The organism is Pseudomonas sp. NPDC079086 (assembly GCF_044542155.1).
Taxonomy (GTDB): Bacteria; Pseudomonadota; Gammaproteobacteria; order Pseudomonadales; family Pseudomonadaceae; genus Aquipseudomonas.
Window position 1 is genome coordinate 611,877 of sequence record NZ_JBITTY010000003.1, and the last position, 18,236, is coordinate 630,112.

18 protein-coding genes are annotated in these 18,236 nt (G+C 54.3%); 4 read left to right on the forward strand and 14 right to left on the reverse strand.

Going from position 1 to position 18,236, the window contains the following annotated elements; translation table 11 throughout:
• Positions 1 to 336 carry a hypothetical protein gene (locus ACIGEK_RS17690; RefSeq protein ID WP_397494580.1) on the reverse strand — a complete coding sequence of 112 codons (336 nt, stop codon included), beginning with the start codon at positions 334 to 336 and terminating at the stop codon, positions 1 to 3.
• 351 nt (positions 337 to 687) lie between these two features.
• Here ACIGEK_RS17690 and ACIGEK_RS17695 point away from each other — a divergent pair, with 351 nt between their 5' ends.
• Positions 688 to 1,146, forward strand: a complete 459-nt coding sequence (locus ACIGEK_RS17695) for a thermonuclease family protein (RefSeq protein ID WP_397494581.1) — start codon at positions 688 to 690, stop codon at positions 1,144 to 1,146.
• A gap of 283 nt (positions 1,147 to 1,429) precedes the next feature.
• Here the strand turns inward: ACIGEK_RS17695 and ACIGEK_RS17700 are convergent, their stop codons facing one another.
• The 9 genes from ACIGEK_RS17700 to qatA all read right to left on the reverse strand — a co-directional run bounded on the left by ACIGEK_RS17700 (position 1,430) and on the right by qatA (position 11,876).
• Positions 1,430 to 2,704 (reverse strand): hypothetical protein, encoded by a 1,275-nt coding sequence (locus ACIGEK_RS17700; protein ID WP_397494582.1) that lies wholly within the window; start codon positions 2,702 to 2,704, stop codon positions 1,430 to 1,432.
• A 155-nt stretch (positions 2,705 to 2,859) separates the two neighbouring features.
• Positions 2,860 to 4,158 carry a ParA family protein gene (locus ACIGEK_RS17705; protein WP_339410177.1) on the reverse strand — a complete coding sequence of 433 codons (1,299 nt, stop codon included), beginning with the start codon at positions 4,156 to 4,158 and terminating at the stop codon, positions 2,860 to 2,862.
• On the reverse strand, positions 4,155 to 4,568 hold the full coding sequence (locus ACIGEK_RS17710; protein WP_339410178.1) for an SAM-dependent methyltransferase: 414 nt from the start codon (positions 4,566 to 4,568) through the stop codon (positions 4,155 to 4,157). The genes ACIGEK_RS17705 and ACIGEK_RS17710 overlap by 4 nt, the downstream gene beginning before the upstream one ends.
• Positions 4,569 to 4,926: 358 nt before the next feature.
• Positions 4,927 to 5,175, reverse strand: coding sequence for a hypothetical protein (locus tag ACIGEK_RS17715; protein ID WP_397494583.1), 249 nt, complete (start codon positions 5,173 to 5,175; stop codon positions 4,927 to 4,929).
• A gap of 213 nt (positions 5,176 to 5,388) precedes the next feature.
• Positions 5,389 to 6,690, reverse strand: coding sequence for a hypothetical protein (locus ACIGEK_RS17720; RefSeq protein ID WP_397494584.1), 1,302 nt, complete (start codon positions 6,688 to 6,690; stop codon positions 5,389 to 5,391).
• 227 nt (positions 6,691 to 6,917) lie between these two features.
• Positions 6,918 to 7,685, reverse strand: a complete 768-nt coding sequence (gene qatD / locus ACIGEK_RS17725; RefSeq protein WP_397494585.1) for a Qat anti-phage system TatD family nuclease QatD — start codon at positions 7,683 to 7,685, stop codon at positions 6,918 to 6,920.
• Positions 7,682 to 9,058: a Qat anti-phage system QueC-like protein QatC gene (gene qatC, locus ACIGEK_RS17730; protein ID WP_397494586.1), complete on the reverse strand. Its 1,377-nt coding sequence runs from the start codon at positions 9,056 to 9,058 to the stop codon at positions 7,682 to 7,684. Before qatC ends, qatD begins: the two co-directional genes overlap by 4 nt.
• Positions 9,055 to 9,918, reverse strand: a complete 864-nt coding sequence (qatB, locus tag ACIGEK_RS17735; RefSeq protein ID WP_397494587.1) for a Qat anti-phage system associated protein QatB — start codon at positions 9,916 to 9,918, stop codon at positions 9,055 to 9,057. Before qatB ends, qatC begins: the two co-directional genes overlap by 4 nt.
• A gap of 8 nt (positions 9,919 to 9,926) precedes the next feature.
• Positions 9,927 to 11,876: a Qat anti-phage system ATPase QatA gene (gene qatA / locus ACIGEK_RS17740; protein ID WP_339410190.1), complete on the reverse strand. Its 1,950-nt coding sequence runs from the start codon at positions 11,874 to 11,876 to the stop codon at positions 9,927 to 9,929.
• A gap of 475 nt (positions 11,877 to 12,351) precedes the next feature.
• Here qatA and ACIGEK_RS17745 point away from each other — a divergent pair, with 475 nt between their 5' ends.
• Positions 12,352 to 12,777, forward strand: a complete 426-nt coding sequence (locus ACIGEK_RS17745; protein ID WP_397494588.1) for an antitoxin Xre/MbcA/ParS toxin-binding domain-containing protein — start codon at positions 12,352 to 12,354, stop codon at positions 12,775 to 12,777.
• 15 nt (positions 12,778 to 12,792) lie between these two features.
• Here ACIGEK_RS17745 and ACIGEK_RS17750 read toward each other — a convergent pair.
• Positions 12,793 to 13,943, reverse strand: a protein-coding gene (locus tag ACIGEK_RS17750; protein WP_397494589.1) for an IS3 family transposase whose coding sequence is annotated in 2 segments (ribosomal slippage) — positions 12,793 to 13,700 and positions 13,700 to 13,943 — 1,152 coding nt in all. Because the reading frame shifts where the segments join, the coding sequence is not laid out codon by codon here.
• An 803-nt stretch (positions 13,944 to 14,746) separates the two neighbouring features.
• Here ACIGEK_RS17750 and ACIGEK_RS17755 point away from each other — a divergent pair.
• Both ACIGEK_RS17755 and ACIGEK_RS17760 read left to right on the forward strand, forming a co-directional pair.
• Positions 14,747 to 15,088, forward strand: a complete 342-nt coding sequence (locus ACIGEK_RS17755) for a hypothetical protein (protein WP_397494590.1) — start codon at positions 14,747 to 14,749, stop codon at positions 15,086 to 15,088.
• Positions 15,089 to 15,094: 6 nt separating this feature from the next.
• Entirely contained in the window at positions 15,095 to 15,709 is a 615-nt protein-coding gene (locus ACIGEK_RS17760) for an HAD domain-containing protein (protein WP_397494591.1), read from the forward strand.
• Between the two features lie 77 nt (positions 15,710 to 15,786).
• On the opposite strand, the gene ACIGEK_RS17765 is transcribed toward ACIGEK_RS17760, so the two are convergent.
• The 3 genes from ACIGEK_RS17765 to ACIGEK_RS17775 all read right to left on the reverse strand — a co-directional run bounded on the left by ACIGEK_RS17765 (position 15,787) and on the right by ACIGEK_RS17775 (position 18,227).
• The gene (locus ACIGEK_RS17765) at positions 15,787 to 16,068 is read right to left on the reverse strand and encodes a bacteriocin immunity protein (RefSeq protein WP_397494592.1); all 282 of its coding nucleotides are present in this window, start codon (positions 16,066 to 16,068) and stop codon (positions 15,787 to 15,789) included.
• Positions 16,069 to 16,078: 10 nt separating this feature from the next.
• Positions 16,079 to 17,332, reverse strand: coding sequence for an S-type pyocin domain-containing protein (locus ACIGEK_RS17770; protein ID WP_397494593.1), 1,254 nt, complete (start codon positions 17,330 to 17,332; stop codon positions 16,079 to 16,081).
• 148 nt (positions 17,333 to 17,480) lie between these two features.
• Complete coding sequence (locus ACIGEK_RS17775) at positions 17,481 to 18,227, reverse strand: metallophosphoesterase (protein WP_397494594.1); 747 nt, start codon at positions 18,225 to 18,227, stop codon at positions 17,481 to 17,483.
• Between the last annotated feature and the right edge of the window lie 9 nt (positions 18,228 to 18,236).

The following is an 18,236-nucleotide window of genomic DNA, read 5'->3' on the forward strand; positions in this document are numbered from 1 at the left end:
CTAACGGCTGCGCTCGAAGTATTCAGTGCTTTGCCCCGGATACTGCTGCACCCGGTAACCATTGGGGTATTCAATCGTTTGCTTGATCGTCCCGCGACTTTCTATCGACTGGCTACCGTAGCGCTGCTCATGGCGCTGCAAGCCATCGGGTAGGCGCTGTCCGCCGTAGAGGTTATGACTTTCGATGGTCTGCGAACTGCCGATACTGCCGCTGGCACCGGGGCTGATATAGGTTTTCGGAATGACCCGCAGCGTCTGCGGTGCTTGTTGCTCGGCATACAGCGGAGTCACCAGCAGCACCCCCAGCAGACTGACCACATACCTGCACATCGTCATAACAACCTCTGCGCCATCGGCGCGAAACGAACCTGAATGTATGGCAACAGGAACACGCCTGCGGTTTCGAGCATTGATCCAGGCGGCGCTTCCACGAGCGGCTGAATCGCTCAAATAGTGATCAATCATCACTCGACTCTCTGGAAAGCACAAGCAACCCCAGGCGCCCACTTTGTATAGCTGCCGTACTGTTTCGCGATACCCGTCCCGCTTCGTCTGGCCTGCATTCATTACTATCGACGGTTATACATTTGCCTGAGTACTTCCAACCAGATGACTATCCGCATCGCTCTATTGCTCCTTATCAGCCTGCCCGGCCTGGCACTTGCTGATCAATTCAGCTGCCGAGCCGTGGCCATCAGCGAAGGCGACACCTTTAGCTGCCTAACCACTGAGCACAAGCGGCTGCGGGTGCGCCTTGCAGAAATCGACGCGCCGGAAAGAAAGCAGCCCTATGGTGCCGAAGCCAAGCAGGCGTTATCTGATCTGGTGTTGGAAAAGCAGGTTGTGCTGCATGTGCAGGAATTAGATCGTTACGGCAGAACGCTGGCGCGCGCTTACGTCGGCGGCGTTGATGTGAATTACACCTTAGTCGCACAAGGCGCAGCCTGGGCTTATACCAAACAGCTGAAGGATCACCGGCTCAAGGATGCCGAGACCCTGGCCAGAAATATGGGCAAAGGCCTCTGGCAGCTTCCCGCCGAATCTATAGTCGCGCCCTGGGACTGGCGCTACGCCGGCAGAATTGCGGTGCCGCAAAAAACCAAGCCCAGCCGAACGGCGTCATTCTCCCAGTTTGGTGGCGGCTAACCGATTGGTTTGATGGTGCCGGAGATAGGAATCGAACCTGAACCATCTAGACCATTAATAATAAGAGACAACCTTGATCAGAATTGTTAAAGGGCACTTAAATAGGTACTTGCATCATTGCCGCCTTCCCGCCGTCGGCACAGCTCTGTTTAACAGAATCTATTCGACTTGTTACAGGTCAGACGGCTATTCGCACTATCCGCAGTGATGTGATCCTCTAAACGAATCTCAATGCCATGCCCAACCGGTTAGAAGCAATCATTTACTTCATGCACTAACACGATCACTTGACCGGCTTCACTCCGCCGCGCCTCCCTAGACCAAACCCAACTCGATATAGGTCAGGTAAATTCACCCGTCCATCTTTCATCGTCTCGAAAATCCCAAGTCGTTCCAAATCGCTGCGCACGCCTGACCACCCCCGTTCCGCATGCTGAGGTGGAAGTCGTTGTTCCGATAAGTCCGAAAAACCTAAAGGAAGATGCAATTTCCACCGCTCTTCAACAGAATCGAATTGGCAAGGAACAGTCAATCCACGAAGCGGGTCCATGACTTTTGGCACCCAAGGATAGTCCTCAGCCATTTCAAGAACTCTTATCTGAGAAGCTTTTTGAACCCCGCGTTTGATGCTTTCGAAATGAAGGGGCTGATCGTAACTTGGATAAGTTTCCAGCGAGTCTTCAGCTGCCTGACGAATCGCAGCGAGGAAAGATCTAGGGGATGTTCGTCCCCGCCCGTCAGCGAGGTGACTGACCGACCAGATATAGGGAACACCTCGGCGGCGATCTCTTCCCATCCACGGCCCCGCAAGAGCGTTAAATAATTCACGTTGCTTGGTGCTTTCACGTTTGACATCTTCGGCAATCAACCAGACGCTGTTCTCCGAGCGTGGTGCGGCACCAATCACAGCGGCATATAGAGCTCGTAGATTGTCACCGTCGTCTCCCGGAGAGTTACAAAGCGTCTGCCACAGCAAACCGTGCAGATCGTGTGATGCCCAAGTCAGCTCTGCCTTTGTGGCAAGTAATTTCGATGCGTCAGGGAAGTCGGTGATCGTTCGATCAGACTGATCCTCACGCAGGAAGACCTTAGCGTGAAGGCGCGGGTATGACTTCAACCAAAGAACGACTCTCAACAGATCCTTTACGATCCGATCCATCATCCCCCAGTCATTACTAGTTCGATCAAGCGCATCGAATAAGATGAGGCCAAACCGGCCCTTGTTAGATAGTGCGCTATTAGTGTCCTGAACGACCCTCGCTAATAACTCGGGATTGTCCCTGACCCAATGGATTGTTTGCTCCCATGTTCCAGCTGGGATCGTTACTGGCTCAAGCTTAGAAAGCCAACGCGCGACCACCCCCTTCCATATCTCAAAAGGTTCATAGCCATTGTCGATTAGCTGAGCAAAGACCTCCATATCTGGAAATGCATCAATATCTGGCGCAACCCCGAAACCCACATGAACATCTGTGGCTTGTAGCTCTTTTACGGATTTTCCAAGTGTTTGCCGCAGATCTGGTGCGCGGAGCGCTGCTGTCCAAAAGGACTTACCCACTCCCCTAGCACCGATCACAAGGTTGCACTCAAGCCTCAAGGCTTTCGCATGACCTGGAGGCATGTAAAGGTGCCGCCTATCGGGCGCCTCACCATGAGATGAGGTAGTCAGAGGGATCGCTTGCACAAGCGACTCTCTGATCTGTTCATGTGAAATCACGAGTGTTCCTCACTTTGCAAAACGCCAGAAATACCTTCGATCACTGGCCCAAAGACCGCCGAGACCTCAGCGGCATCGATGTCGTCCAGTCTCGAATGGACGGCACGAAGGGAATTAAAACCACGATTCCAGCGGACAGCCCAAGCGAAATGAGGACCACCTTCGTCAGCGCTGTCGAAGCTCCAAGTATCCCCAATCACTGCGGTACCAGCTGGTACCTCGTCATACAGTTCGTCTGCGAATAAGCTCCAGGCTTCTTCACGCAAACCAATCGTGTAGTCAACACTGTTTAACTCAGGAATTAACGCGCCAACGATCTGAAGACGCTCCCTAATTTCTCGAACCACACCGGTAGTTCGCCAGTGGCGGAAAAGTATCTTGTAGCCAGACCAGGTTTGATCCCCATCTAGCGCGAACAAGAGCACCAGATTAGCGCCTAAATCAGTGACGCACGCAGACGCCACTTCATCTATTCCCGCTCGTGAGTCAATCAAAATGACGTCAGGTGCCCAGCGCTCTTCAAGAGCCGAAATGAGCCTTTGCAGACGTTTCGACCAAGGTTCCTGGCCTTCCACCGATACTTTTGGCATCCAGACTCGGCCCAGCTTAGAGACGTATTCTCCCGATTTATCACCATGAGCAGGGACGACATAAATGTCTCCGTCATGTGATAACCCGCTAGAAGCGACCATGTTTTCGAAAACCTCATCTCCATTATCGACAAGGTCCTCTACCAACCAATCGGTAATGCCAAACTTCGGACGGCGGTCTAATGGAAGCAGAGACGTAGAAAGGCCTGGCGACTCGAGATCCAGGTCTAGAACCAAAACTCGTTTACCGCTCTGTGCCAATGACCATGCCGTTGCGGCTATCGCCGTTGAACGCCCAACGCCGCCTTTGATAGAGAAAAACACAATTCGAGCGGCCCCGGTCGAGGGACGCGTAATCATCGACCAATTACCCTGCGTAGCTAACCGATCAATCAGCAAAACGTCGGCGACCCCCTCAAGTACATAAACTGGTGAACCAAACGCAACAGTTTCAGGATTTTCTTCGAAAAGAACGGCCTGTTCAGAAGGAAATGCATGCCTACCGATTTTTCCAAGTATCTGGTGAGAGATGGCTTCAAGCTGATCCAGCGCACTCTGTTCTCTCTCCCATTTCGCCGAAACGATCAGCCGAATTCGTCCATTCAGATCTCTGTTGACGTACACAGGGCCAACCTGATGAAGGAAATCAGTATGGTTGGCAAGGATTTCCCGCAGCGCAGGAATAATCTCGTCAAATGTACTCATATCAATCCCTCTAACTGGGCTTTCCTGACCATAGCTGCGACAGTCTCAGCAGCGCCTTTATGAGCCTGAACGCTTGGGAGCAAGATGTCGTTGCTATTAGCGTATCTCTGCGACGCCTCCCAATCATGGAAGGGATTTGGACTAGGTAGGACGTAATTCGCACCACTGAGGTTGTTGAAACGATAGGTTTCGTAACGACCCCATACTTTATCTGCATGCACGCGATCTAGTCTGTCAGTTGGCGAACCGTCGGGCGTGACTAGCATTCCAAATCCGCTCATGAGTTTTTTTAGGCCGCATTCAGCTGCGAAGCTATAAAGCTGATCTGCATTAGCAAGCCGGGAAGCCTGAAAAAGGGTTTCAGCGTCAACCATGTGCCTGCGATGGGCATCTAGAAAATCTGCATTCATGTGTTGCTGCCCGTCCTTTAATTTCTGCGCAAAGCATTTGGTCGATAGCTCCCCGAGCTCTTAGCTCTCGTCACCTTAGGCAAAAGCGATCCGACATTCTGGCGATTATGCCCGTTCGCTCACTGTGGAGACTATTCTTGAATAAATTGCTCAGAAACCGTCACCACTCCACCTACCTGAACATAGATCGTAGAAACTCGCGTAAGGCTTGACAGCCAGAGCAGATGAGAGAATGAACGACGAAGTAGCGCTCTGCGGTAGCTCAACTGCCGGGCGCTAGGTGTTTGTTTCTGACATGCGCGTTCATCTGAAAGGGGACTGAAGTGTGCTGCCAGTCTTTTCGTCCAAGATGCGATACCTAGCTCAAGGCCTCCTCGATGACGGCGATGACTTCCTGCGGTGACATCTCAAAATAGTACTTGGACGGGGTCCCGCTGTTTGCAAAGAACAGTACGTCCCCCTGAGGCCGAAAAACATGTCCACCCAAAGCGATTGTTTTGGTTGAACCCGCTTGGAGATGTGCCCTGAGCTTGAAGAGCTGGGTTTCACTCATCGAAAGCTTCATCCAATCGCCCCAGTAAGTGCGCAACGCAATGGATCGGGTCATAAAAGTCCAGTATGCCGTATGTGTGGGGGGGGGGGTAACGGCGGCACCAAGCTACGCACCCCACTGAACTGACAGCAAGCTGCTCAAAACCAAGTGCTCTTTTTGCTCCCTGTTGGATACAAGAACCTGCCGCCCCGTCCGCCCAAACGCAGCGAGATCCGCTCGGTTTCCAGCCGATGCAACCTGTGCGGCAAAACCTACACTACCAGTCACTTAGGTAGCTTCAGCGCACACCCAAGCATCAACAAACGCCTTTGCTTTTTGCTTGTCAATCAACGGAGACGAATGGGGCCGAGGGGTAATTATTGATCGCAACTGATCTGGTGTAATGCACCTGAACGTCCCGCCAAGACTCAGCCCATTTCCCTTCTCTAACTCCAACTTCATAGACCTCACTACACTGCAACAACCCATGCAGATATGCCGTATCCGCCCCCATGCTGGACTTCGCCGATCTGGAGCATCAGTCAGAAAGCTAACCTTGCCCTTTATAAATGTAACAATCTCAAATTTAGATCGATCGCATATTGGGCACTTCCAAGTGGAGTCCAATTCATTCCACATTCTTGCACACCCTGGCAACGACAATAAGATCGCAGTGTAGTTATCCGGAGGAGCCCCCCCTGCTGGCTTATTCTCAGTGCGCCATCTGGTCAGGTTGGCTTGGTGGGCAATAGTATTTCTGGTCATCTCATGCCCAAATGCCTCAGCATTCACCAACTCTAGCCCACCGTGCCTGCCATACCCATTGGTTAGCGTTGGAACCGCGACCATCCCTACCGGATATTTTTCATACCAGTAATCCTGCAAAACAGCTGCCTTAGCAACTTGATAGATCAGATTCATCCTTGCCACATAAGCTGGCCGAATCACTTGCCAGAGTGATTTTACCTTGGCCTCATCCATTTCATGCGAAGCATGCTTACTTACACTAATGAATTGGCGAATTTGACCTATTGAGAACGACTGCCACTCAACATTACACCCTTGCTCCGATAAAACCCTCTTTGCTACAGCATCAGAATTATTGCAGTCCTCGCAAATTAACACAGGCGCATATGCCGAGAAGGCTGGAGACATGCGCTCAACCATTGCCAACCCAGTTTTAGTTGGAACTCTTGTACAACTCTCAACGAAGACCTTATTAAACGCCGCTTTAAGGGCATCACTCATATGGTCGTGATGCTCAACTAACTTTGCAAGTATCTGCCCTTTATTCCCAACTCTAGATATTTCTATCTTACTTCTATCACAGCAAGGACACCTCCAGTACTGCGAGGTCTCTACCCAGTTACTATTCATTTCAAACAGTTCAACACCATGAACTTCCATTATCTTTTTAGACAAGGGAGAGCCAACGCCATCAAGCGAGTCTAAAGTTCCATCATTAACACACTCGACAGCCAACCGTAGCGCGGTTTCTCTTTTCTCCACAATTGACTCATATGAATCGACCTTTCGTGCCCAAACCGCTAAAGCATTACCTTGATGATCACTACTAGTATGATTTTTCATCACTACTCCGGCCATTTAACCAAACCTACTACCTAGCAAAAACGCACTCCACCTGGCTTATTTTTGCTAATTTCTTGATCTATGAGACCGAACTTTTTAGGCGGAAAAACTCGCAAGAAAGAGTTGTCTTGATAAAGTAACGCCGTATCTTTTTACCACCGGGTTCAAGCGTGAGGACGCCATTGCCAGGAGTTCCCAGTAGCAGGGACTCCTACGAGGATGAGGCGCTAGTTACGTACTAAATCGCGCAGATTACTAATAATCTGCGCGGCTGCTTGCTCTGGCGATTGCTCTCGAAGCGTTGCCAGCGCTCGCACAGTTTTCGGAATATCTGTAGCAGGCCTGGTTGACCGCCCCTCGCTTTGCACGAACGGGCCATCGGTCTCTGTGAGGATTCGATCAGGAGGCAGTGAGGCAACTAGATTGCGATGTTTAGCTGAAGTCAGCATCTGGGAATTGATCGAAAAATAGCACCCAAGCTCCACAGCCCTCCTGGCTTCGCTGGGGGAGCCAGTGAACCAGTGGAGCACCACCGTTCCCCGGTCAATCGGAAGCAGGCGCTCGATATGGGACAGCACCTTTTCCACACTGCGTACGCTGTGGACAGTGAGGATTTTCCCGCCCTGCTCCGAGCAAGCATCGAGCACCCTTTTGAACACCCGCTCCTGGGCCTCAAAACTTCGATAGAACTGGGGCCCGGCATCAAGCCCAACTTCTCCAACGTATCGAGTCTCCTCAAGCAGTCGCTCCAGGAGCGGCAGCTCCGATTCACGCTCTGCCACCAGTTGGGGATGCAGTCCCAATGCAACACGGACATGTCGAGAGGATGCCGCAAGTTCACGATTGCGCCGCCATGCTTTCGGTGTCGTGGTCACGGCCAAGGTGGCAACCTCTGCCTGATCGCACTCCAAGATGAGGCTCTCATGATCGGGATACAGGTCGAGATGGCAGTGGAAATCCACCCACTTTGGAATCGAGCTTTTTTGCGGTTTCATAGAGGTACGGCTGTGACACCCTCGAGATAGTCGTCGACCTCCAGCAGCCCATTTCGATAGACCTGTTCGAAGTCACCTAAACGGTCAGGATGGTCGATCAACGGCCCCGGCTCATGAATTGCGAACTTGGCTCGGTGAGGCGCACGCTTGAGACGAGCGATGGCGAGTTGGAAGGAACGTACATGTTCGCCGTCAGACTTGTTAGTGTCCAGCGCCTGCGCATGCAGATCTGGGATGACATATCGGGTCTGATCGGGGCCACACCCACGGAGAATAGCTGCTCGCCTGATGATGCAAGGGACGCAGAACCCACAGTGCTTGGGTGATCGATTCGAGGGGTCGGGATGGTACCTGGCCTTTCCAGGCGAGGAGCATGACATCGTTAGATGCACATAAGCCGCTAGGAACTCAGGGGCAGAGCACTGCTCTGCCATTTGACCCTTTGTGAGATGGCTGAACATGTTGAACAGCCTCGTGCTCAGGCCCAAACGCCCAAAGAGCTCATTCATCCGCGCCATGTAGTATGGATGCGTCGTGCGCGTGCTACATGCACCCAGGCGGCGTGGGTCTAAGGGGACGTTCAGAGAGATCAAGCCATTTTCAGGCACATGTATGGTAACCGAGTCGCCGATCGCTTCCGCAGCCATGGCCGCCAGCGCGAAGAACAAGAATGAGCGCGCTCGAAGTGTATCTTCACTACCTCCACCCTCCACGAGGTCGTGAGGGAACCCCACACGGGCCTGAACGTGGTTGATCGACGTCTCGGAAAACCTCTCCTGCAGCGCTGCCCGGCAGTCATTCTGGTAGGTACTGGTGCTGTTGGTATCCCAGTAATGGCTCACAAGCAATGGCTTACCGCCGCCACTGAGTAGATCGATCGCCCCAATGAAGCTGTCCATGCCCCCTGAGAACAGGCAGACGCTGTCCGACTCGTCTGTTCTCAAGCTCTCCGGAGCGGGAGATAGCTCATCGATATCTTTGGGCCGCTCGCGGAAGACCAGACGCCAGCGATCACCAGTAAGAAATTTCAATGTCGAGGCCAACATGTCGGACGTTGCTGTCCACAGTGCGGGGTCTGCGACGGGGACGTAGAGGTCGATCTCTCTCGTCCATGCGTTTTCCGACTCGGTGTCCCGTGAGACTCTGGTGTCCGCCGCCGTAAGAGTCGCTGCCAGAAGCGCTAGGTCGATGGCAGTTTCTCCTGGGCTCATACCCAGTTCAGCCAGTTGCTGAATGGCTTGACCAATCCCAAACTGCAGTCGCCCAAGTCCGTTAAGAAACTGGATTTCGGTAATGACGCTGCTTGGCTCCAGCAGAGCCAGATCCTGGTCATCCGTCTGGCCAAGCCGGCAAATAATGCTGTGGTGCCTCATTCCATCCCCTCCGCTGCAGTGGCGATAAGATCGAATGCCGCTTCATAGATCGCAGAGGTGACCTGATTGACCTCCTGGTCTGTGGGTGCCGGCCATTGCTCCATCCGATTGGCGAGCTGACCCCGCGTACAGCCCGTGATGAAGGAGCTCAGCTGAGATTGGATGCGCTCAACTGCATCCACATCATCCGGCATGGTGATTCCCCGGCCGCCCAAGTCCGCCATGATCATGCTCTCAATCGAGTTCGCTACGAAGTCGAGGAAGAAGTTCTGCCTATCAGCTTGGGTCATGTCTTCGAAGCTACCGCTGCCTGCCTCGTCCAGTTCGGCGATCGTATTCAACGCAGCCTGGCGAGCAACACCTTCGTCAATCGCGCCGCCAGGCGGGCAAATGAACTCAAGCAGCGTGAGCAGAACCTGTGAGGCCGGTTGCCCTGGTGCCACGGTGAGCTGCAAACGCCGCAGTGTTTCCGCTGCTCCATCGCGCTGAACATCTCCGAAGATACTGAGCAACTTTGCCGCAGTAGCGCGGGATGTCCCCATGCGGCGCGCTCCTCTCGACGATCCCCCTACGCCTTTACGCACATATGAAGACAGGGCGTTCCCCAAATCGCTGGGGCTTCCAGTGCGGGCGAACCGGGTGAAGCTGCTGCGAGCCCCCCGAAGGGAGCCAGTGCCGTCATTGTTTACCGGCCCTGACGGAGCTGAGCCAGGCTGAGATGGCGCAGAGCCAGGCGGAGATGGATTAGCTTGGCCTGGCTCGTTCGGTTGAGCAGCCGGTGCGGCTGGCTGCGCCACATCATCAATCCAGGAGGGCACCAAGCCGGAGCTTGGGCCTCCATATCCTTTGGAGGTACCCATATCAATCCTTATGATTTCCCGCTGAGCGTAAGTACGCGCTTGGCTGCCTTCTGAAGATTCCCGTTCTCGACCTGCTGACTCCAACCTCTCAGAATTGCATCGAGACCCTGGATGGCATTTGTATCCTTGAGGCACTCATGCCATGGGGCAGGAGCCCACATCCCGAGTTTTGACGTGGGCAGAGATCCGATAAATTCGATCAGGCGCTTTTGCAGCGCGGGGCGTTGTTTGACAAGCTCGATCAACCCCGCGACACCTTTGGGTTGATCCGAAAAATCGTCCGCCTGGATTATCTGATCGCGGAGTGCGTCAAAAACATTCTCGGCATCAACCTCAGCCAATCCCACAATTTCTTTCTTCGTGGTCGCTTGCCGGATCTGTAATGGTGGGCCCATGAGCTTGTCGACAAGCGCCTCGAGATGACTCACCGCGACCTGCCCCATCAAGGAACTGCGTTTGTCGCGAGTCACGAAGATGTAGGGGCGCAGATCCACGCCAGTCAGCGCGGGATCGATCGCCGCCCATTTGCTGATCCAATCACTCTTCTCCCAATCGTTCACATCGCCAGAGTTGGCCACTGCCTTGAGCTTCCCAGAGCCCTTCCCTTCATTCAGCTCTGAATCGGTTCCATTGGACTTCTTGGCCCGCTTTTCCAGTTCGGCGATGGCAGGCACCGTACCGCCCGCATCCAGGCTCGCGATCCGGGCCAACTGCTCGTAAAAATCAGGGTGGAAACGCTCCGCCAGCATGATTTTCGCAAGTATCGGACGCCGGATGTCGTCAGCAAATCCACGAGCTTCGGCGATGGCGTAACGCAGCATCATGGAGTTCAGGAAGCGTTTGATCTGCCGGGGGTTGCCCCTGGTACCTTCGCTCAAGATTCGGGCCAACAAGGCACTGGTATCCAATGCTTCCTGGGCATAGTCGGGAAGCGGGTTGCCGAAAGCGCCAGCTACGGCTTTGCGGTCGAGGCCGCTGCTCTTCCAGGGACGGAGCATGTCCTGCTGGGCGGTATTCAAGAGCGCCTTGAATCGATCGTCATCCGTTTTGACGAAGCTCTCCAACTGCAGCAGCGTGATGTAACTACGGGTTTCCGCCAGCCCTAGGGCCGGGATGCGGAACGGTACTTGAATGAGCTTTTCGAGGTAGTTACGCGCGTACGTCACAGGTCCCGCGCCTTGAGGGAGGTCTGGGAAGTGCTCGCGTACCGCGTACTCGATCATGGCCTCATCAGCACCGATTACGAATGCTGTTCGATTTACGAAGAGGAAAAGGCGAATGGCCTCAAGCGTGGCGATTGCTGTCTTCGGCAAGCATCGATCAAGGTCATCAACGATGACCACCAACTGGTCAATGTCGGCAGCCGTTAAGAGCTCTTCGAACTCGGCCCTGAATTCATGCATGTGCTCGGGAAGCTGCTCAGACTCGGTATCAGCATCTTTGATGAAGCCGCCAGCCTCTTTAGCAAGGTCATTGAGCCTTTCAAGGCTCAGATGTTCACCGGGGTTCTGCACGAAGGAAGAAATCGACTCCACAGCCCCCCTTAACTGATCGAGGTTGGGGATGCCTGTGAACGCAGTAATACCTAACCCACCTGCTTGCTTGGCCAGCTTGAACCAATCAACTCGGCGTAAGACCTTCTTTGCAGCCTCAGCAACCTTCACTGAGCCAGGGCGCGCACGCCTCAATTCGTCGACAATCGTTTGGATGACGACAGTTTTCGCGTCCTCAAAACCTTCGAACGTCCACCCGTTGAACCAGATACAGCAGACGCGATCATCAGAATTGAGGATCTGCTGGGTCATTTTCAGAACGCTGGATTTACCTGCCCCCCAGTCACCGTGAACGCCAATGGTGACCGGTGCCCCTCGTGATTCGCGAAGTAGACGCTCTACTGTTTTGGCGATGGGGGTGTAATACAGCAGGTCAGTAGCCGTTTCCTGGTCGTTCAGGAACATGCAAAGAACTCCCTTCCTAGCATTTTAGATCTACCCCATTGAAGTGAATTCAGCGCTGAAAGACGGCTGTTTCCACATTACCTGATAGGCATACATAGATGTTATGAGTAGGCCAAAGCCGGCGCGCTGATGTCAATACGCCATTCTGATGCGTTCGCGCTCGGCTGCCTCTCGTACTGTGCGACCATCACGCCTCCTTGCCCGCCCTCGCAATATCTGACAAAACCTAATGAGTGAGCCAGTTTTGCGCTGCCCCTCCGAAGGATCACTCTCATGAACTAGGCCGTGAAGAGCAGGCAGGATGAAGACGGCAGCATGAGCGTCCCGCTGCCTGGCCGGCCACTGGCTCAGCTTAGTGTGGGGATCGATGACTCGCGTTACCTAGTCGATAGTTCTGGGGCCTGGCGAGGTGCCGAGACGGCCGAGAGTTTGCGAAAGTGGATAAACAGCGCAATCGTCAGCAAGGGTTCATCACATGACAAACGACCTTGAAGGTAGTTATGCGGCCACTGATACCCCATATGCGGGCAAAGTAGCATTGTCGTTCTTCTTTAGCTTGATGGATAAGTGGGGCTGCTCAGCAGCCGAGCAAAAGGTACTGCTCGGGTCGGTTGGCAACACCACCTATCACAAGTTCAAGAGCCTGCCTGAGGTGAACCTGAGCCATGACCTGATGGAGCGAATTTCCTACCTGATGGGTATCCATAAATCGCTACGGATCATCTTCAGCAACCAAGTGGAGAATGCTTATGACTGGATAAGCAAGCCAAACCAGGCCACACCATTCAACGGACAAAGCGCGCTGCAGTTCATGCTTTCTGGTCGAATGGCCGAGCTGTCTGATGTGCGGCGCTACCTCGACAGGGAGGTACGTGAGTTGTCGAACCCTACAGTGGGTTGAATCGCCCCTGGTTTCTCAGACACTTTCCAGGCTCTGGAAATAACGCTTTTCAAACTCTATCGGCGACAGCTGATTGTTGAAACCATGCCGGCGTTTTGGGTTATAGAACATCTCGATGTAATCGAATACATCCGCGCGGGCATCCTGCCTGGTGCTGTAGATCTTTCGCCTGATCCGCTCCCGTTTCAGCAGTTGGAAAAAGCTTTCCGCTACCGCATTGTCATGGCAGTTGCCACGTCGACTCATGCTGCCAAGTAAGTTGTTGGCTTTCAGGAAGCTCTGCCAGTCACCGCTGCTGAACTGACTGCCTTGGTCTGAGTGAATCATCACTTCCTGTTTTGGCTTACGCCGCCAAACCGCCATCAGCAATGCATCAATAGCCAAATCGCTGGTCATCTGTGGCTTCATCGACCAACCGATTACCTGCCGCGAAAACAGATCGAGCACCACCGCCAAAAATAACCAACCCTCATAGGTGCGGATGTAGGTAATGTCCGTAACCCAGATTTTGTTGGGCTCGGTGACATTGAATCGACGCTCAAGATGATTCGGTGAGGCCGCTGAAGGCTTGCCGCCATAACGTCCTGGACGCCGCCGATATCCCGTCTGCGAACGCAGGCCTTCCTGGCGCATTAGTCGAGCAACGCGATGCCTGCCGCACTTTTCTCCAAGCTCACGCAGGTCGTCATGGATTTTGCGGTAGCCATAGACTCCACCGCTCTCTAACCAGGAGTGCTTGATCAAACTCAGCAGCCGCTGATCATCCTTAGCTCGTGCCGAGTTCGGCTCTGCCAGCCAAGCGTAGTAACCGCTGGCATGTACTTTCAGGGTCAGGCACAGGCGGCGAACCGAATAGTCTGCGGATAGCTGATTGATGAAGGCGTACTTCAGCCGCACTCCTTGGCAAAGTACGCGGCGGCCTTTTTTAGGATGTCTCGCTCTTCAGTCACACGCTTGAGTTCAGCGCGCAAACGACGCAGCTCAGCATGCTGGTCGTCTTCTTGCGCTCGCTGCTCTTGAGGCTTGCTGTAGCGCTTCACCCAGGCATAAAGGCTGTGTGTCGACATGCCCAAACGAGCAGCTACCTCAGCCACCGGCAGACCTCGCTCGGTCACCTGTTTGACTGCTTCGATTTTGAATTCTTCGGGATAACGCGGGTTGCTCATGGCACCTCCTAATGGGCCGTATTATGAGGCCTAGAGGTGTCTACGAAACCAGGGGCGATTCAGCAAACGAAAAACTAGACGCCTTTGCCTCGGCCGTAGAGCTTTCATCGGTAGGTGTGGAAGTCTGCCCGCCCTGGTCGAAGGTGCCAATGCAGGATACGCAACAGGGTTGCGCGCTGGCATTAATCCGAACCGGCAAGCTCGGTGCTGCTGAGTCGAAGTCGGGGCATATGCAGCTATACATTGGCCGGGAAAACGCCGGCAAGCTGCGCTACAGGTTGGTTAACGCCTGGCTGCTCTACATCGTAGTGGTTGTATCTGCCGTGCTACTGGTCTGGCTAGGTCGCCAAGAGACGATGCTTTGCAACCTAGTCGGCGGTCTGCTTTCTACAGCGCTAGCGCTCTACTTCGCGCCTCACGCAATTTCGTATTTCCGATTCGCTCATCTATGGGTGAGGGCGATCCGATTGGGCCAGCAAACCCGGCTAGGGTGTTGCGCTCTGGGGTTCTTTATAGCTCTGGGTGGAATGTTCGAATTTTTCTCTCGAATCGTAGGGGGTGTGTAATGACCGGATGGACAATTGTTGGCCTGGTCACTGTCCTTTTCATGCCAGCTGTTTTCGGGCTGCTTCTGCTAACCATGGCCGGTAGTGAACAGTCAGAAAAGCTACTGCGGGAAGCCGGTGGTGTGTACGAGAAATGCGCGGACTTTGACGTGAGTGGCGTGAACTCGAAGGCGACTACTTTCAGCCTTCTGGTTATCGCTGCAGCTCTTTGCGCCGTCCCATATTTAGCCTGATGCAATGGCCATGGTCGAGTTAGCGCCAACCACTGTTGCAGCCTTCAAACAAATCGTACACGCGCACCTGGTCACGCTCGATAGCGCTGAGTTCGAACAACTTCGTCGTTATGCAGAAGGGCCTGCGCTGAGCTGTAGCGAGCTGATTGCCTGCGCGGCGGCTAGCTCTGGCATGTCTGTAAATGATGTGCTGGGCGAGCAGGCGGGCACACCCAAGACAATCGCGATACTCGATGACGCGCCGGTTTACTACCTGGACGGTTTCTATCTGTGGGGCCGCACCCCTGACAGCCTGCCGACGCTCGATATGTGGGTGACTTGGCCTGCATATCCGCCGACCTGGTGAGTGCCTGTGATCCTCTTTCTAGATGTTGATGGTGTTCTACACCCACTCCTTGAGCACGAGCGTAAGCCTCTATGCTGCCTGCCCAGGCTGGCCAATGTCCTGCAGGACTTCCCAGAGGTTCTGATCGTCATCAGCTCGACATGGCGGCTCACGCGTAGCCTAGAAGATATGCGTGCCATTTTCCCAGTCGGCCTGCGCGACCGAGTTATTGGCGCTACCGCTGTGCCGGGCTATGAGCCCCGTCCTGGCGCTCGCCAATACGAGGCGTTGGCCTGGCTTGATGGCTACGATCCAGCAGCACAGTGGATCGCCCTGGACGACTACGCACCGCACTATTTTTCGCCGTCCAGGTTAGTGCTGTGCGACCACACGACAGGTTTCGCCTACGCCGAAGAATGGCAGCTGCGTGAGCGCCTAGAGCAGATTCGCCAATTCGGCAGCTGGACTGATTACCAGGCCCGCGTGATCACTTTCTTCGGTGCAGCAGACAAAGCCATCCGCTGGTTGAACAAACCCATGGCGCAATTGAACGGCCACTCACTGCGCGACCTGTATGACGCCGGCCGCCTGAAGGAGCTGGATCAGCTACTGATACGAGCGCAGCACGGGATCGCGCTTTAATGCCATCCAAGTAGTTACAACAGGCGGTATGTCGGTCAGGTACATGCATGGCGCAATCGGAAACTACGATGGGTGGCTTAGCTTGCCTTGAAACTTGGCAGGCCATTGGCATGGCGCCATTTCTTCACTTCGGATAGCACTCCTTCCGGGCTGTCATCGACGCCCAGGCCAGGATAAAAGATCAAATCAGAGCCCTGAGGGTGACCCACAATACCCACGAAATGATCAGTGAGCTGGCTCAGATGGGACTCTAGAGCCGCACCTTTTAGGCCATTGGTATCCTCAAAGAACTCACGTAAAAGCAGCATAAATTCCGCCTCTGTGTAGTCCTCAATGCTGCGTTTACTAAGGAAATCCATAGCCCCCCCCTTACCTTGAACTGTGAATATTAATGTGATTTTTAGGGGTGGTAACCCTGAGGTTATCTACGTCGTAAACTGCCCCACCATCAACTATTCGTTCGATGTGGTGCAGCTCATGCACCTTCCGCCCCCCTACTGCCTCCGTTTCCTGCACAAAGGGGGAGGAACCACCGCGCATCACCCTTCTGTTAGCAGCAGAAAACTGACTGCTTAGTTCAGGGTCTGCAGCCACTTCCGTCCAAAAAGCTTCCCTGAAATCGTCGAAGCGAGAGAACTCACGACCACGCAGCTTATCGGCTATTTGCGAAGGCACTGGTGCACCCAACTCCTTACCGGCCCCCGCCAACCATATCCCAGTCACATTCTGGCCTTGCCCGGTGACGACGCCAGGTTCATTACGAACGCTGAGCACTACATAGATCGCCGGAATATCCGTTGCCGGGAACCAGATAATGGCGTCCTGGTAGTCGGGCGGATGGACCGGGTTGACCAGGGCCATATTGGATTGCTCTGTGGGCGGATAAATCCACACTGCTGGTAGTTGGGGCGCACCTTCAAGCGCTGGGATACCTAGCTCGTTTGGGTCAGCTGCCGGCGTCCAAATTACCTCGACCCCCTGCCCCAGGTCGGCCACAAATTGCTCACCACGCGGGGTGGCAGCGATGACCTGTGCGGTCTCCCATTCCGGCTTGCGACCCGTGTAAAAGCCGTAGGCGTTGATTGTGTCCGCCGACAGCTGCTGGACATGCAAGCGAACACGAGTACGCCCCAAGGTGAGGGCGTGGTACTGCTCTCTGGTGTAGAGCGCGCTGTCGGCCGAGGTAGTGTTGGGCAGTAGCATGCCGATGGTGCCAAGCACCGCGCCGGCCGCCATCATTGCGCCCCCTTCGATCAACCCCAGGGACAAGGCACCGCCCAAGCGGGTGGCGATTGTGGTTGCAGCAGTCGAGCTACCTATCAGCTGCAGGGGCGTGCCGCCTGCCCTGATGGCTGTACCGGTACCCAAAACGGCCCAGTCGCCATAGTCCTTCAGCTGCTCAAGCGGGACGAATCCACCGGGGTTGTTGTGATTGATTACGCCATCCGGCAAGTTGCAAGACTTGGCAAACACACAACCGACCGGTAGAGCTTTTTCAGGGGTGTTATTTGGCTGTTTAGCCAGAACCAAAGGGCGCGGGGGTTGTTTGTCAAAATCGCCGTTGTAGGGTTCGATCACCGGGGCGGGCCGCTTCCCTCTATCATTGGCTACGTACCCACTCATTTCATCGTTCCTTCGATCAGGCATCCAGCGGCGAATCCTACCTGCATAGACCCTGCATTGGCATGGCCCAGATCACAGTCGACACTGCGGGCAGCTCGGGAGGTGCTTACAGATGTTGGCCTGATTTCACCAGGCGGACATGAACGGTTTACGAATCGTACAGATCGATCACTAGGCCTGGATTAAAGTTTGTCTGCTCGCCTGGGTATCCGCGCGGATTACAAACAACGCGGGTACCGCCGGCACTGTAATCGGCCGCTACGTGCGAGTGCCCGTGAAGCCAAAGCGCAACCTGGTCGTAACCCATCAGATCATCCCAGTGATTCGCATATGCCGCGTCCAGGTGAGTGCCTGAGTGCGGATTTTCACGTAGAGACTGCAGCAGAGGCGCGTGGTGCGTGATTACGACTGTCGGGCCAGCGTGCCCGTCGCTCAGCTTGCAACGTAGCCAGGACCTCGCCAGGGCGGCTTGTTCGATCAGGTCAGCGGCCCGGATTCGGCGATAGTTATCTGTTCGGATTTGACGGAAGTCGCTCATGCGTTGCTGAGCGACCATCACTGCCAACGGCTGATTGCCGGTAGCTGAAAAATCGGTCCAGGTGGTCACGCCGAGGAAACGCACACCCGAAATGATGACTTCATCTCGATCCAACACCCGCACTCGATCATCCTGAGCCATACGCATTTTTTCTAGTGTGCGGCTCAGATGGCCGCCGTAGAACTCGTGATTGCCTGGCACATATAAAACGGGGCCAGGAAAGGTTTGCCTTGCCCAATCCACCCCGCGATTTTTGACATCGATATCACCGGCCAAAATGACTACGTCAGCATCTAGCACCTCAGGCACGAAACGGCTGAATTCATTGTGTAGGTCTGATAGCAGGTGAATTTTCATGCTCGAGGC

Excerpts from the sequence above, each read along its gene's own strand:
- qatC (WP_397494586.1), bottom strand. The coding sequence starts at position 9,058 with ATGAGGCACCACAGCATTATTTGCCGGCTTGGCCAGACGGATGACCAG.
- ACIGEK_RS17745 (WP_397494588.1), top strand. The coding sequence starts at position 12,352 with ATGACAAACGACCTTGAAGGTAGTTATGCGGCCACTGATACCCCATAT.
- ACIGEK_RS17710 (WP_339410178.1), bottom strand. The coding sequence starts at position 4,568 with ATGAATGCAGATTTTCTAGATGCCCATCGCAGGCACATGGTTGACGCT.
- ACIGEK_RS17755 (WP_397494590.1), top strand. The coding sequence starts at position 14,747 with ATGGCCATGGTCGAGTTAGCGCCAACCACTGTTGCAGCCTTCAAACAA.
- ACIGEK_RS17770 (WP_397494593.1), bottom strand. The coding sequence starts at position 17,332 with ATGAGTGGGTACGTAGCCAATGATAGAGGGAAGCGGCCCGCCCCGGTG.
- ACIGEK_RS17775 (WP_397494594.1), bottom strand. The coding sequence starts at position 18,227 with ATGAAAATTCACCTGCTATCAGACCTACACAATGAATTCAGCCGTTTC.
- ACIGEK_RS17765 (WP_397494592.1), bottom strand. The coding sequence starts at position 16,068 with ATGGATTTCCTTAGTAAACGCAGCATTGAGGACTACACAGAGGCGGAA.
- ACIGEK_RS17720 (WP_397494584.1), bottom strand. The coding sequence starts at position 6,690 with ATGAAAAATCATACTAGTAGTGATCATCAAGGTAATGCTTTAGCGGTT.
- ACIGEK_RS17705 (WP_339410177.1), bottom strand. The coding sequence starts at position 4,158 with ATGAGTACATTTGACGAGATTATTCCTGCGCTGCGGGAAATCCTTGCC.
- ACIGEK_RS17715 (WP_397494583.1), bottom strand. The coding sequence starts at position 5,175 with ATGACCCGATCCATTGCGTTGCGCACTTACTGGGGCGATTGGATGAAG.
- ACIGEK_RS17690 (WP_397494580.1), bottom strand. The coding sequence starts at position 336 with ATGACGATGTGCAGGTATGTGGTCAGTCTGCTGGGGGTGCTGCTGGTG.
- qatB (WP_397494587.1), bottom strand. The coding sequence starts at position 9,918 with ATGGGTACCTCCAAAGGATATGGAGGCCCAAGCTCCGGCTTGGTGCCC.
- qatD (WP_397494585.1), bottom strand. The coding sequence starts at position 7,685 with ATGAAACCGCAAAAAAGCTCGATTCCAAAGTGGGTGGATTTCCACTGC.
- qatA (WP_339410190.1), bottom strand. The coding sequence starts at position 11,876 with ATGTTCCTGAACGACCAGGAAACGGCTACTGACCTGCTGTATTACACC.